Consider the following 12,852-nt stretch of genomic DNA (forward strand, 5'->3'; position numbering starts at 1 on the left):
AGAACTAAACGATGTCGAAGCAACCAACAACAGATTCAGATAATCAGATTCCAAAGGCCGCCCGTATCGGCCTGACCCTCGTAGGGGTCGTCGGCCTGCTGCTCGGCCTCTATTTCCTCATCGGCGGCGGCATGTTGATCGCGCGCGGCGGCAGCTGGTACTACCTGCTCGCCGGCCTCGCGCTGTGCGCCACCGGCGTGCAACTCGCGCGCCGCCGCTCGGTCGCCTTCACGATCTTCCTCGTGTTCCTGATCGCCACGGCGCTGTGGGCTGTGTGGGAAGTCGGCTTCGACTTCTGGCCGCTCAACACGCGCATCTTCATGTTCTCGATGATCGGCATGCTGCTCGCGCCGCTCGTCCCCGTGCTGCGCAAGGGCGAAGGCAAGTCGCCCGCCTGCGGCAAGGCCTGGGGCATCGCGGCCGTGCTGGCGCTGTGCAACGCCGCGTTCGTGTGGGGCATGTTCGTGCCGCACGGCAAGTTCGGCGCCGAAACCACGCCGCCCGTTGCGGGCAACGTGGGCACCGGCGACTGGACCGCGTACGGCCACTCGGCCGGCGGCGACCGCTTCGCGGGCGCTGCGCAGATCAACCGCGACAACGTGAAGGATCTCCAGGTCGCCTGGACGTTCCACACCGGCGACACGCCGCTCAGCCCGGACGGTGGCGGCTCGGAAGACCAGGAAACGCCGCTGCAGGTGGGCAAGACGCTGTTCCTGTGCTCGCCGCACAACACGGTGATCGCCGTCGATGCCGCGAGCGGCACCGAAAAATGGCGCCATGCGTTCCCGACCAAAACTACGGTCTGGGTGCGCTGCCGCGGCCTCGCCTATTTCGACGCCACCCAGCCGATCGTGCAGCCCACCGTGGCCGGCTCGACGCCGGTGTCGGCGATCGACACGTCGGGTGACCCCGCCGCCTGCCGCCGCCGCATCTACATGAACACGATCGACGGCAAGCTGGTCTCGCTCGACGCCGACAACGGCAAGCTGTGCGACGACTTCGGCGATCACGGCATCATCGACCTGAAGGCCGGTCTGGGCAAAGCGCAAAGCCCGCTGTACCAGCTGACCTCCGCACCGACCGTAGCCGGCACGACCGTGGTCGTGGGCGGACGCGTGGCCGACAACGTCTCGCTCGACATGCCTGGCGGCGTGATCCGCGGCTTCGACGTGATGACCGGCAAGATGAAGTGGGCGTTCGATCCGGGCAGCCCGGAAGACCACGCCGCACCGGCCACCGGCAAGACCTTCGTGCGTTCGACCCCGAACGTGTGGGCGCCGATGACCTATGACGCGTCGTCGAACACCGTCTACATGCCGACCGGCAACGCCGCGATCGACCTGTGGGGCGTCAAGCGCACGGCGCTCGACGAGAAGTACGGCGGCTCGGTTCTCGCGCTCGACGCGACCACGGGCGCCGAAAAGTGGCATTTCCAGACGGTCCACCACGACCTCTGGGACTACGACGTGCCGATGCAGCCCACGCTGATCGACTTCCCGATGGAAGACGGCAAGAAGGTGCCGGCGCTGATCGTCGGCACCAAGATGGGCCAGCTGTTCGTGCTCGACCGTCTGACCGGCAAGCCGCTCACCAAGGTCGTCGAGCATCCGGTCAAGCCGGGCACGATCCCGAACGAGCCGTATTCGAAGACCCAGCCGCTGTCGGTTGGCATGCCGCAGATCGGCGCTGAAGTGCTCAAGGACGCTGACATGTGGGGCGTCACGCCGATCGACCAGCTGATGTGCCGCATCACGTTCCGCGGCATGCGCTACGACGGCCTGTTCACCGCACCGGACACGGACTACGCACTGAGCTTCCCGGGTTCGCTCGGCGGCATGAACTGGGGCGGTCTGTCGTACGACCCGAACGCCGGCATGATCTACGTGAACGACATGCGCCTGGGCCTCTGGGTGCACCTCGTGAAGGAAGCGCAGCGCGGCGGCACCTCGGACGGTAACGAAGCCGTCAACGCAGGCATGGGCGCAGTGCCGCTCGGCGGCACGCCGTACTCGGTGACCAAGGACCGCTTCTTCTCGCCGCTGGGCATTCCGTGCCAGAAGCCGCCGTTCGGCAGCCTCACGGCGATCGACCTGAAGACGCGCAGCGTGGCATGGCAAGTGCCGCTCGGCACGGTCAAGGACACGCGCCTCTACGGCGTGCAGATGCACATGCCCACGCCGATCGGCATGCCGACCATCGGCGGTTCGCTGACGACGGGCGGCGGTCTGGTGTTCTTCGCGGCGACGCAAGACTACTACCTGCGCGCGTTCGACAGCTCGACCGGCAAGGAAGTGTGGAAGGCCCGTCTGCCCGTGGGCAGCCAGGGCACGCCGATGAGCTACACCATCGACGGCAAGCAGTACATCGTGATCTCGGCGGGCGGCGCACGCCAGTCGCCGGATCGCGGCGACTACGTGATCGCCTACGCACTGCCGCAGACGCACTAAGCAGTATGAGCCGGGCGTTCGCGTAGCGGACTTCCGGCAGACAGGGCGCGTTCGATACGCGCCCTGTTGTTTTTGCAGCACCCGTTTTTTAACTACTCAGTTCAAATATTCTTCTAAATCCAGAAGCGTTGCCGTGCGAGGCAGGGTGGCTCATGTGCCGTTCATGAGCGCCGCACGGACATTCCTCACTGGATCGCCAGTCACTAAAACGATGAAATCAGAACACTTTTTCTGGGGCGGCTCGCTGCTCGTGTGCGCCGCGGCCATCTCGCAACCGGTTCAGGCGCAGAGCAGCGTCACGCTGTACGGCAATGTGGACGAAGCGCTCGTCTACACGAGCAATCAGGGCGGCCATTCGAACCTGTACACGCGCAACGGCAACCTGTACGCGTCGAAGTTCGGTTTCAAGGGCACGGAGCAACTGAGCTCGACGCTCAACGCGATTTTCGATTTGCAGGAAGGCTTCGATCCGGGCACCGGCGCGCAGCAGTCGGCGGGTCTCGCGTTCAATCGCTATGCCTTCGTCGGCTTGCAGGACAGCAATCTGGGCACCCTGACGATGGGCCGCCAGTACACGCCGTACTACCTGCTCGCCGGCACGCTCGGCCCGGTCACCTACCTGACCGGCGCAACGGGCGCGCACCCCGGCGACATCGACGGTTTCGATACGGACATTCGCGCGAATAGCTCGGTGACCTACACCTCGCCCTCGATCCACGGGCTGCGTGGCAGCGTGCAGTATGGTTTCGGTGGCGTGGCGGGCAGCATGAAGAGCGGCAGCATGTTCAGCGCGGCGTTGCGCTACGACGGCGGCCCGCTTTCCGTGGGTCTGGGCTATCTGCGCATGAACAACACGAGCTATTCGGGCGGCTTCGATCCGAACGCGAGCGCAACCTTCCCGCACTCGACGATCAACACCGGCTATCTGTCGGCCAACAACGTGCAGCACGCGGCGGCGCTGGCAACCTACACGTTCGGCAATCTGCTGTTCGGCGTGAACTACTCGAACGTGGTCTATCGTCCGGGCAGCCATTCGCTCTTCACCGATACCGCCGTGTTCAACTCGTATGGCGCGCTGGTGAGCTACCGCGTGAGCACGCCGATCGAAGTGTCGGGCGGCTATAGCTACACGCGCGCGTCCGCCGCGAACGGCATTCACGATGCGGCGCGTTATCAGCAGATTTCGCTGCGCGAGATGTATCACCTCTCCAAGCGCACGACGCTCTACACCATTCAGGCGTATCAGCATGCCTCGGGCAAGACGCTGGGCGCGAACGGCAGCGGCGACGTGGTCGATGCGGTAGCGATGGTCGGCGATTCGCAGAACACGTCGGCGTCGTCGACGGGCAATCAGTTCGTCGCCATGTTCGGTCTCGCGATTGCGTTCTAAGACGGCGTTCTTTTACTTCTAGTCTTCAAGCAACGCGCAGCAGCAACGCGCAAAACGTTGGGCAGCGAATCGAGGTATCGCCTCGTATCGCTGCCTTTTTTTATGCGCGCTCGCCGCGCGTGAACGGCGCTCAGGTCTTGCGATGAAACTTGAGGCAGTCCGCGCGATAGTCGGCGGTCAGGGATTTTTGCGCGGCTTGCAGATCGCTCGGATAGACGCCGTCGTCCGAACCGGGTTGATAGCCTCGCGCTTCCAGTTCGCCCAGTTCGTTCATCAATTCGGCGTGCGTCACCTTCCCTGCCGCCACGTGCTTGAACGGGTAATCGGCGCATTGATGCGGCGTCAGGATCGGCCCGGCATAAGCAGCCAGGCTCAAGGTCGTCGCGGCCAGTGCCGCGAGATATCGCAGGTGTGCTCCCATATGGGCCTTCCAGTTGAGTTTGCAGGTTCGTAGTGAAGTGCGCCCAGCTTAGGTGATGGCGGGTATGGGAACATGATCGGCCAGATGTAATTTTCTTTAATTCCACGGGATGAGCGTAGCTGCGCAGGTGGCGCATCACGCACGTGCTGTACTTCCCAACGAAGGTCCAGCAACCGGGCAATGATGTGATTGGTCAATGGGGAAAAAGGAAGGTGACGATGAGACGTGCCCCCCATCCATGCGGCCCGGAGTCAGGGCTCGCTGCCCAGTAACGAACGCCACCTCCAATACTTACCGGTTGCGTGCCGAATTTCAAAAGCTTCGTCACGGAGGCGTTAATGGGCGTCGACCACTGATGGTGGTTCCAGTCGTATGTCGACTCCGAATTCAAGCCGAAGGTCCACGCGTCATGCGTTGTGTAGTTAAGAAACGGTTGAAGGAAGGTCGAGCTGACGCCGGACCGATCACTGTTGCCAGCAAACGACCAGATATGATTCGCGAGCATCCCATATGTCCATCCATTCGATTGCCAGAGCACGACAGCGGTTGGACCGGCCCCCCACTTTTCCGAGCCAAGCAAACTATCGGTAGCAGTTGGCAGAAGCAATGCAGGGCCGACACCCCAAATCAAGCCGTTAGCGGTGGGTTTCTGCGGCGATAAAAAGAAGCTTTGGACTACATCACCCAGGCCCGTCTGCGACCCAGAACCAGGAGAGACGCTGTTCTGGGTTACGACGGGAAGAATTGTCCGGGAAATCACGTTCCAGTCGCTATTCAGGTGAAACGGAATGACGGGCTGAAAATTCAGGTAAGACTTATCGCCATCCCGCGCCGGCCCGATGTTCGAGTCGTAATTGAACTGGAACGGGACGCTGATCAGCGCGGCGACGGGATTGCTCAACTGCTTGGCCAGATCCTGATCGCTTTGCGCGAATGCGAGTGAACAACCAGCGAATTGCATCGTCAGACAAGCAATGACTTCCGCCGTCACTTGACGTGCTCGCTTGCCCTGATACCCGCGGGCGCGTCCTTCTTCATCCGGTTGAAGCAAGGCAACCTCCGATATGCGAGCGCGCCGCTGTTATCCACAATCATGCGGCTAGACGTCAAAGCCCGGGAATTTGATGCTCGACCGCTTACGGAAGTTGTCACAGCCTCGCCAGTAACGCCATCGGTGATTTGGGCAACGAACCTGCCCGAAAAGGGAAACGCTGTACGTTGCGCCCCCAAAAAAACACCTTGCCTATTCGCGGCGTTCGTAGCGACCGACATGGCGTTGTGCCAGCCGGCCCTTCGCCTTGCGCTACGGCACCGCTTTGGTGCCACGTCTCCCCGCCTTTGTGCGCGCGTTGATGTCCGCGGATATCCCACGCACACGAAACCCCACAAAATCAGGCGTTTGAACCATAGCGAGCCAACTGGCACGAAGCTCGCTTAATGCTACACACAGAGTAGAAGCGGCTAGCGACCGGCGCATGTTTTCATGCCGGCCACGCGGGGCATTGCTCTTGGGGCGCATCGTGCGCCCACGTCGATCGTCGATCGGCGTTTGCACGGAACCGACCGGGTTCCGCCAACAAGGAGCGTATGCGATGACCCCGTTCGATTTTCATCCCGCAGTTCATTGTCTCCCGACCTTTCCAGCCGGGCCGCGCGCAAGCGCAGGCTCGCGTTCCCTTGCGCCGCATGATGTGCCGCGGTGCGTTCCCTTGCGGAGTTTGCTCATGAAGATCCTGTCTCGCGCAACGCGCGGGCTTCGTCGCGTCCGTGCCCTGGGCGCGATGGCCCTGTCTGGTTTGTGTCTTGCCGTTTGCCTGCCCGTCGCCGCGCGCGCCGACGATCACGTCACGCTGCTGACAAGCTGGTATGCCCAGGCCGAACACGGCGGCTTCTATCAGGCGCTCGCCACCGGTCTCTACAAAAAATACGGACTCGACGTGTCGATCCGCATGGGCGGCCCGCAGGTCAACGGCCTGCAATTGCTCGCAGGCGGTCAGGCCGATTTCATTCTCGGCTACGACTTCCAGGTGCTGTCGGCCGTGGCGGCGGGCATTCCCGTCGTGACCGTGGCGGCCTCGTTCCAGTTCGATCCGCAAGGCATGCTCACGCACGACGACGTCAAGAGTCTCGCCGATCTCAAGGGGCGCACGATACTCGTGGCCGGTTCCGGCCGCACGAGCTGGTGGCCGTGGCTCAAGTCGAAATACGGCTACGACGATGCCCAGACCCGCCCCTACACCTTCAACCTGCAACCGTTCTACGTGCAGCACGATGTCGCCATGCAGGCCTACCCGACCTCCGAAACCTTCCAGGCGGACCAGGCCCACATCAAGTCGCACTTCTTCCTGTTCGCCGACGACGGCTATCCGCCCTACAACACGACCATCGTGACGATGCGCGACACGCTCAAGGCCCGCCCCGAGGTGGTCGCGCGCTTCGTGAAGGCGTCGATGGAAGGCTGGCGCAGCTATCTTGCGGACCCGGCGCCCGGCAACGCGCTCATCAAGAAAGACAATCCGCAGATGAGTGATGCACAGCTTGCCTACGGCGTCGCGCAACTGAAGAAACTCGGCCTGGTGACGGGCGGCGACGCCACGAAGCTCGGCATCGGCGCGATGACCGATGCGCGTTGGAAACGCACTTACGACTACATGGTGGGTGCAGGCCTGCTCAAGGCCTCGGCCGACTATCGCACCGCCTACACGCTCAAGTACGTCGACAACCTCAAGGTCATGCCCTGACGCGGCCGACCCTCGCCCACAATAAATAAGGAACGCTAATCATGCTGGTCACCCAACAAAAAGTCCTGCGCCGCTTCTGGTACGCCATCATGCCGCTCGAACAACTCGATGCGGGCCCGCAGCCCTTCACGCTGCTCGGCGAGCCCATCGTGCTCTGGAAAGGCGCGGACGGCGCGCCGCATGCGCTGCGCGATCGCTGTTGCCATCGCACCGCGAAACTCTCCAAAGGCTTCGTCGACAACGATGGCAACATCGCCTGCGGCTACCACGGCTGGACCTACGATTGCAGCGGCCGCTGCGTGAAGATCCCGCAAAGCGACGGCTCGGCCATCCCCTCGCGCGCCATCGTGCCCGCCTATCGTTGCGAGGCGCGCTATGGCTACGCATGGGTCGCGCTCGACGAGCCGCTGCAACCCATCCCCGAGTTTCCCGAAGACAGCGCGCCGCAGTATCGACGCATCCTGCAGTTCTACGAACGCTGGGAAACCAGCCCGCTGCGCATGATGGAGAACTCCTTCGACAACTCGCACTTCAGCTTCGTGCACAAGGCCAACTTCGGACTCTTCAACAGCCCCAAGCCGTCGAAGTACGAATTCCGTCCGCACGACTGGGGCTTCGAAGCCGAAACCCACGTGCCCGTGCGCAATCCCGCCGCGAGCCACCGCATCACCGGCACGAGCGAGCCCGTCACGGAACGCCACCTGCTCAACCGCTGGTTCATGCCGTTCGCGCGGCGCTTTGGCTGCGTCTATCCGGCCAGCGGCGTGCACCACATCATCTACAACTGCGCGACGCCCATCGACGACCGCTCGATCATGCTGTCGCAATGGCTCTACCGCAACGACACGGAAGAAGCCTGCAGCACCCAGGAACTGATCGACTGGGACCGCCCGATCACCGACGAGGACCGCGATATCCTGGAGGCCACCGACTACGACGCCTGCATCGACGTGCGCCGCCAGCAGGAATGCCACATGGAATCCGACCAGCCTGGCCTGCTGATGCGGCGCATGCTGCTCAAACTGCTCGCGGATCACGGCGAGCGCGAAGTGTTCCGCAACGAAACGGAGATCTGACCATGACGACGCCCTTGCTGGCTGTCCAGCGCGTGGACAAGCGTTACCCGAACGGCACCGTCGCGCTGGAGGACGTGCGTCTCGACATCGAAGCCGGCGAGTTCGTCTCGCTGCTCGGGCCTTCGGGTTGCGGCAAGAGCACTTTGCTGAAAATGTTCGCCGGCATCGAAGCGCCCTCGCATGGGCACCTGCGCTGGTGGGGCGGCCCGTTTTCGACGGTGGGCACGCCGGGCCGGCGCATGTCGATGGTGTTCCAGGAGGCCACGCTGATGCCGTGGGCGAGCGTCGCCGACAACGTGCGCCTGCCGCTCGATCTCGCCGGCGTGCCGCGCCGCGAAGCGGATGCGCGCGTGAGCGAGGCGCTCGCGGGCGTGGGTCTGGCGAAGTTCGGCGCGGCGCGCCCGCGCGAACTGTCGGGCGGCATGCAGATGCGCGCATCGCTCGCCCGTGCGCTCGTGACCGAGCCCGATCTGCTGCTGCTCGACGAACCGTTCGGCGCGCTCGATGAATTCACGCGCAACCGGCTGGACAGCGATTTGCGCACGCTCTGGCAACGACGCAACATGACCGTCGTGTTCGTCACGCATAGCATTTACGAAGCCGTTTATCTGTCGAGTCGCGTGGTCGTCATGCAGGCGCGGCCGGGCCGCGTGATCGCCGATGTAGGCATCGACGGCCCACAATCACGCGATGAGGGCTGGCGCGTCTCGGCGCCTTTCATCGACTATTGCAGCACGCTATCCGCGCGGATATCCGAAGCCCATGCCGCTCAGGGCGACCACTACGAAGGAGTGCAAGCGTGAACGACCACACCCTGACCTCCGGGCCCGACGTGGCCCGCTCGATCAAGCGCACGCGAGCGCCACGGCGTCTGCCGCTGCTGCATCGCCCCGGCGTCGCCCGATTCGCCGCGCCGCTGGCCGTGGGCGTGATCCTGCTCGCGCTGTGGCAGGCGTGGTGCACGCTCGCGGCCGTGCCGCCGTGGCTCGTGCCGTCGCCCGCCGCCATCTTCACGCAACTGATCGCGGACTGGCCGCTGCTGTTCGGCAGCCTGCTGGCCACACTCAAGATCACGCTGCTCGCGTTCGCGGCCGCCGTGGTGCTGGGCGTGGCCATCGCGCTGCTGTTCGCGCAAAGCCCGCTGATCGAAGCCAGCCTCTTTCCCTATGCGATCCTGTTGCAGGTCACGCCGGTGGTCGCCATCGCGCCGCTCATCATCATCTGGGTGAAGGACACCACGGCGGCGCTCGTGCTGTGCGCGATGCTCGTCGCGCTGTTTCCGGTCATTTCGAATACCGCGCTCGGCTTGCGCAGCGTGAATCCGGGGCTCGTGAACCTGTTCCGCATCCATCGCGCGACCCGCTGGCAGACGCTGGTGCGCCTGCGCATTCCCAGCGCGCTGCCGTACTTCTTCGGAGGCCTGAGGATATCGAGCGGCCTCTCGCTGATCGGCGCAGTCGTGGCGGAGTTCGTGGCGGGCACGGGCGGCAGCGGCGCGGGACTCGCCTATCAGATCCTGCAAGCGGGCTTTCAACTCAACATTCCGCGCCTCTTCGCGGCCCTGCTCCTGATCACCGTGACAGGCGTGGTCCTGTTCGGGCTGACCGTGGCGCTTTCGCGCGCGTGCCTGCGCGGCTGGCATGAGAGCGCGCTATGAACACCATGACGAGCACGATGACCACGAACACAACCACCACCCTGATCCGCAACGCAACAGCCATCATGACCGGCGGCGATGGGCGCCAAGGCGAAGCCACGCGCCTCGCCGGCCCCGACATCCGCCTGCGCGGCGACACCATCGAAGCGATCGGCGCGCTCACGCCGCGCCCAGGCGAAACGACCGTCGATGCTTCGGATTGCGTAGTGTATCCAGCGTGGGTGAACACCCATCACCATCTGTTCCAGTCGCTGCTCAAAGGCGACCCAGGCGGACTGAACGCGAGCCTCACGCCCTGGCTCGCGGCCACGCCCTATCGCTTTCGCGCGCTATTCGACGAACGGCGCTTCCGGCTCGCGGCACGCATCGGCCTGATCGAGCTGGCGCGCTCGGGCTGCGCGAGCGTGGCCGATCACAACTACCTCTACTATCCCGACATGCCCTTCGACAGCTCGGGGATCCTGTTCGAGGAAGCCGATCGCCTGGGCCTGCGCTTCGTGCTGCTGCGCGGCGGCGCTACCCGCACGCGCCAACTCGAAGCCGAATTGCCGAGCGCCTTGCGCCCCGAATCCTTCGACCACTATCTCGCCGATATCGAACGCCTGGCCGCGCGCTATCACGATGACTCCGCGCGCGCGATGCAACGAGTGGCGGTTGCGCCGACCACCGTGCTCTATTCGATCTCGCCACAAGAGATGCGCGAGAGCGCCGCGTTGGCCCGGCGGCTCGGCTTGCGTCTGCATAGCCATCTGTCCGAGACCGTGTCCTACCAGGACAGCGCGCGGGCGATGCATGGAATGTCGCCGGTGGCGTTTTGCGGCGAAAACGACTGGCTCGGCCCGGACGTCTGGTACGCGCACCTCGTCAAGCTCGACGCCGACGAAATCGCGCTGCTCGGCGAAACCCGCACGGGCCTCGCGCATTGCCCGCAGAGCAACGGGCGGCTGGGCAGCGGCATCTGTCCGGTGACGGAACTCGCGGCGGCAGGCGTGCCGGTGTCGATTGGCGTCGATGGCGCGGCCTCCAACGAAGCCGCCGACATGATCTCCGAGGTCCACATGACGTGGCTCGCGCAGCGCGCGCGAGTGGGCATGGTGGCGCAGCCCGCGTATCGCGGCGGCCAGTTCGAGGGCGGCGCGCACGCGGCGAGCGTGGAGGAGGTGATTCACTGGGGCACGGCGGGCGGCGCGAACGTGCTTGGACTGGGCGAGGTGGGACGCATCGCGCCGGGTTACAGCGCCGATCTGGCGATCTACAAGCTCGACGACCCGCGCTATTTCGGTCTGCACGATCCGGCGATCGGGCCGGTGGCGAGCGGCGGACGCCCGAGCCTCAAGGCGCTGTTTTCGGCCGGCCAGCGCATCGTGACCGACGACGCCCTCCCCGATGTCGATCTGGCCGAAATCGCGCACGAGGCCCGTGCAGCGGTCAAGGCCATGCTCGATCAGGTTCAAGGCTGATCGACTTGCTGGCAGGCGGGACCGGCACACGTCCCGCCCCTTCCACCGGCACGGCTTGTCGATGACCATCGCCAGCGGGCGTGGCCGTCGCAGCCCGTTTGTCCCCTCGCGCACAGGAATCGTCGACGTTGATTATGCTGGGCGATCTGCGACCGAATCGCTGCCCGCCATCATGCCGACCTACCTCACCTCGACCGAGGCCGCCGCGCGCCTGGGCGTCTCGCGTCAAACGCTCTACGCTTACGTGAGCCGCGGACTGCTGCGCGCCGAAAGCGACCCGGACTCGCGCGAAAGCCGCTATCTCGCGACCGACGTCGATCGTCTCGCCGGACAACGCGCCCGCGCACGCAAGCCGAAGGAAGTGGCGCGCGCAGCGCTCGACTGGGGCGCGCCGGTGCTCGAATCGGGCATCACGCTGATCGAGGGCGGGCGGCTCTCGTATCGGGGCGTCGATGCACTCGAGCTGGCCGCGCACGCCAGCCTCGAAGACGTGGCCGCGCTGCTCTGGCAATGCGACGCCGCAGCGGCCTTCACGCCGCGCGCGCCGCAAGCGCCGGACGTCTTGCAGGCGCTGCTCGCGCACTACCGCGACCGGCGCGCCGAGGACGCGCTGCTGCCGCTCTTTTCCGTCGCGAGCGAAGATACGCCCACGGCCATCTGGCAACCCAGCGCCGAACATCTGGCCCAGGGCTGCGGCGATCTCGTGCGCCTGCTCGCCGCCTGCCTGCTGGGCACGCCGCCCGATACCGCGCCGATCCACCTGCAATGCGCACGCGCCTGGGGCGTCGGCCGCGCGGGCGCGGAGTTGATCCGCATGGCGCTGGTGCTATGCGCCGATCACGAACTGAATGCGTCGAGCTTCACCGCGCGCTGCGTCGCCTCCACCGACGCGAGCCTGCGCTCGGTGGTGATCGGCGGTCTCGCGGGTTTGTCGGGCGGCCGTCATGGCGCGTCCACCGCACGCGACGAGGCGCTCTGGGACGAACTCGGCGAAGACGAACCCGAGCGCCGCTTGCGCGAGCGCCTCGCGCGCGGCGACGATCTGCCGGGCTTCGGCCATCCGCTCTATCCCGATGGCGATGTACGCGCGGCGGCCCTGCTCTCGCGCGTGCTGCCGCTCCATCCGAAATGGACGACGCTGGTCGATCTGGGCAGCACGCTGGTCGGGCAGCGTCCCTCCCTCGATTTCGCGCTCGTGGCGCTGCGCCGCCATTTGCAGCTACCACTGGGCGCCGCGTTCGGACTGTTCGCGCTGGGCCGCTCGGCAGGCTGGATCGCGCACGGCCTGGAGCAGCGCCAGCATCCGCACCTGATCCGCCCGCGCGCCGTTTATACGGGGAAGCCGCCGCCAGAACGCGAGATCGACGCCACGCCGCCCGGCACACGCCGACGCGGCGCAAAGCACGCGACGCCCGCCGATGCCGCGCCCGGACCGGACATGTTCACCACGTTGTTCAAGATTACGTAGCTTTCGAATAGCCGTATTTCAGGCCATTTTTACCGCCTGAGTATTGCGGCATACGAAATAGAGTGTTTCTAGCCGCCGATTTGGCGTTTGATACGGTTTTTCAGGGCCAATTGCGTGCGCGCGAACCGTCGTGCCGCGCCCAAATTTGATACGATACGCGCGAGGAGAATGGCGGCGCGTAGCGTGTCAGGC

Annotated in this window: 10 protein-coding genes; 8 read left to right on the forward strand and 2 right to left on the reverse strand. The window is 64.9% G+C overall.

Going from position 1 to position 12,852, the window contains the following annotated elements:
* Positions 1 to 11 precede the first annotated feature (11 nt).
* Both U5782_RS18350 and U5782_RS18355 read left to right on the forward strand, forming a co-directional pair.
* The gene (locus U5782_RS18350) at positions 12 to 2,447 is read left to right on the forward strand and encodes a membrane-bound PQQ-dependent dehydrogenase, glucose/quinate/shikimate family (protein WP_322045287.1); all 2,436 of its coding nucleotides are present in this window, start codon (positions 12 to 14) and stop codon (positions 2,445 to 2,447) included.
* Positions 2,448 to 2,658: 211 nt separating this feature from the next.
* Positions 2,659 to 3,837 (forward strand): porin, encoded by a 1,179-nt coding sequence (locus U5782_RS18355; RefSeq protein WP_322045288.1) that lies wholly within the window; start codon positions 2,659 to 2,661, stop codon positions 3,835 to 3,837.
* Positions 3,838 to 3,967: 130 nt separating this feature from the next.
* On the opposite strand, the gene U5782_RS18360 is transcribed toward U5782_RS18355, so the two are convergent.
* Positions 3,968 to 4,258, reverse strand: coding sequence for a DUF4148 domain-containing protein (locus tag U5782_RS18360; protein ID WP_322045289.1), 291 nt, complete (start codon positions 4,256 to 4,258; stop codon positions 3,968 to 3,970).
* Positions 4,259 to 4,451: 193 nt separating this feature from the next.
* A complete protein-coding gene (locus U5782_RS18365) occupies positions 4,452 to 5,309 on the reverse strand; it encodes a transporter (protein WP_322045290.1) in 858 nt (285 codons plus the stop codon).
* 673 nt (positions 5,310 to 5,982) lie between these two features.
* Between U5782_RS18365 and U5782_RS18370 the strand changes: the two genes are divergently transcribed.
* The 6 genes from U5782_RS18370 (at position 5,983) to U5782_RS18395 (ending at position 12,660) form a co-directional block, all read left to right on the forward strand.
* Positions 5,983 to 6,999: an ABC transporter substrate-binding protein gene (locus tag U5782_RS18370; RefSeq protein WP_415914359.1), complete on the forward strand. Its 1,017-nt coding sequence runs from the start codon at positions 5,983 to 5,985 to the stop codon at positions 6,997 to 6,999.
* A 41-nt stretch (positions 7,000 to 7,040) separates the two neighbouring features.
* Positions 7,041 to 8,075 carry an aromatic ring-hydroxylating dioxygenase subunit alpha gene (locus U5782_RS18375; RefSeq protein ID WP_322045291.1) on the forward strand — a complete coding sequence of 345 codons (1,035 nt, stop codon included), beginning with the start codon at positions 7,041 to 7,043 and terminating at the stop codon, positions 8,073 to 8,075.
* 2 nt (positions 8,076 to 8,077) lie between these two features.
* Positions 8,078 to 8,878: an ABC transporter ATP-binding protein gene (locus U5782_RS18380; protein ID WP_322045292.1), complete on the forward strand. Its 801-nt coding sequence runs from the start codon at positions 8,078 to 8,080 to the stop codon at positions 8,876 to 8,878.
* Between the two features lie 68 nt (positions 8,879 to 8,946).
* Positions 8,947 to 9,732, forward strand: a complete 786-nt coding sequence (locus U5782_RS18385) for an ABC transporter permease (protein ID WP_322045466.1) — start codon at positions 8,947 to 8,949, stop codon at positions 9,730 to 9,732.
* Positions 9,733 to 9,749: 17 nt separating this feature from the next.
* Positions 9,750 to 11,192: an amidohydrolase family protein gene (locus tag U5782_RS18390; protein ID WP_415914367.1), complete on the forward strand. Its 1,443-nt coding sequence runs from the start codon at positions 9,750 to 9,752 to the stop codon at positions 11,190 to 11,192.
* Positions 11,193 to 11,364: 172 nt separating this feature from the next.
* Positions 11,365 to 12,660 carry a citrate synthase family protein gene (locus U5782_RS18395; protein WP_322045294.1) on the forward strand — a complete coding sequence of 432 codons (1,296 nt, stop codon included), beginning with the start codon at positions 11,365 to 11,367 and terminating at the stop codon, positions 12,658 to 12,660.
* The last annotated feature ends 192 nt before the right edge of the window (positions 12,661 to 12,852 follow it).

The organism is Paraburkholderia sp. J67 (assembly GCF_905220265.1).
In the GTDB taxonomy this organism is placed as follows: Bacteria; Pseudomonadota; Gammaproteobacteria; order Burkholderiales; family Burkholderiaceae; genus Paraburkholderia.

What these genes read in the sequence shown, in the direction of transcription:
- U5782_RS18350 (WP_322045287.1), top strand. Translation starts at nt 12, where the DNA reads ATGTCGAAGCAACCAACAACAGATTCAGATAATCAGATTCCAAAGGCC.
- U5782_RS18355 (WP_322045288.1), top strand. Translation starts at nt 2,659, where the DNA reads ATGAAATCAGAACACTTTTTCTGGGGCGGCTCGCTGCTCGTGTGCGCC.
- U5782_RS18360 (WP_322045289.1), bottom strand. Translation starts at nt 4,258, where the DNA reads ATGGGAGCACACCTGCGATATCTCGCGGCACTGGCCGCGACGACCTTG.
- U5782_RS18370 (WP_415914359.1), top strand. Translation starts at nt 5,983, where the DNA reads ATGAAGATCCTGTCTCGCGCAACGCGCGGGCTTCGTCGCGTCCGTGCC.
- U5782_RS18375 (WP_322045291.1), top strand. Translation starts at nt 7,041, where the DNA reads ATGCTGGTCACCCAACAAAAAGTCCTGCGCCGCTTCTGGTACGCCATC.
- U5782_RS18380 (WP_322045292.1), top strand. Translation starts at nt 8,078, where the DNA reads ATGACGACGCCCTTGCTGGCTGTCCAGCGCGTGGACAAGCGTTACCCG.
- U5782_RS18390 (WP_415914367.1), top strand. Translation starts at nt 9,750, where the DNA reads ATGACCACGAACACAACCACCACCCTGATCCGCAACGCAACAGCCATC.
- U5782_RS18395 (WP_322045294.1), top strand. Translation starts at nt 11,365, where the DNA reads ATGCCGACCTACCTCACCTCGACCGAGGCCGCCGCGCGCCTGGGCGTC.